The organism is Corynebacterium sp. AOP12-C2-36 (assembly GCF_052379185.1).
In the GTDB taxonomy this organism is placed as follows: Bacteria; Actinomycetota; Actinomycetes; order Mycobacteriales; family Mycobacteriaceae; genus Corynebacterium.
Genome location: NZ_JBQSYJ010000065.1, coordinates 1 through 1,139, shown reverse-complemented (window position 1 = coordinate 1,139; position 1,139 = coordinate 1). Strand labels below are relative to the sequence as shown.

Genomic DNA, 1,139 nt, shown 5'->3' with positions numbered 1-1,139 from the left:
CGAGATTTGGCCGGACGTTCGGTCCCGGGAAGAGGCGGCCCGAAACTTCGACAACATCGCCATCACTGTCGGTCTGGGCGCCAGCGGTCCCATCGCGTTTCCGCCCAAGCTGTTCCCCCACCGTGAACTCACCGGCTCGACCGGCGGCGGTAAGTCAGTGAGCGCCCGAGCGGAGATCATGCAGTACCTGGCATTCGGGTACCGAATTTTCGCGGTGGACGGAAAGAACACCGACTACGCCTCATTCTTCCGCGTTCCTAACTTCTCCGCGATCAGCACCACGCTGCATGAGCACATCATCGTCATTCACATGGTTGCTCAGATCCTGCAGAGTCGCCGGCGTACGGCGTCGGCGTCGGCGAAACAGGGCGACAACTCGTGGCGTGACGAACTGACGCCGATTCTCCTGGTCCTCGATGAGTGGGCCTCGGTGCGCTCTCAGATGAAGTCGATGCTGAAGCCAAAGGAAATGCAGCTGATCGACAACGACCTGGTCAACATCCTTAAGGTCGGGCGTGAGTTCCGAGTAAACGTCCTTCTAGCTACCCAGGACATGAAGGCAGACACGGTTCCCTCGGACTGGCAGGACATGTTCATCGCCGTGGCCAGCGCGGGCAAGCCCGCACCGATGACAGTGCGGAAGGCGTTCCCGGAGGAGATTCAGGGAAAGGTTACCCGCATCGGTGGGACGATCAGTCGTAAGACTCCAGGACGCTCGCTGATTTCTGTTGTTGACGAGGAAACAGGAGCTGCGAATGCGGAGCTGTATCAGGCGTTCTGGTCGTACTCCCCGGCGGAGACGATTAACGAGAAACTCCCTGCGGAGGTGCGTGGTAACTGGACGCAGTTCAAGGATTGCGTTGTCGACCAGATTCCGCAGCTGTACCCCCGCCAGTGGGTAAAACTGGAGTACCCGCAGTACACCGAGAAGGACCCCTACAAGGAACTCCGGGAGAATGAGGAGGTATGGGTGGACATCACCAAGATGTCCGTCGAGGACCTGCACAAGCTGCGTCCGGTTGCCCTGGAGAACAGGAACAACGGGTTCGAGTACATCGAGGAGAACGCGAAGTACGATCCGCTCAGCGAGTTGTATCTGGGCCAGGAGCCGTTGGACGGGGAGAACGGATCACTTACCG

1 protein-coding gene is annotated in these 1,139 nt (G+C 59.3%); it reads left to right on the top strand.

What is annotated here, in order from left to right:
* Positions 1–1,139, top strand: a 1,139-nt coding sequence (locus ACT3UN_RS16465) for a type IV secretory system conjugative DNA transfer family protein (protein ID WP_444657659.1), incomplete at both ends; no start/stop codon positions are given.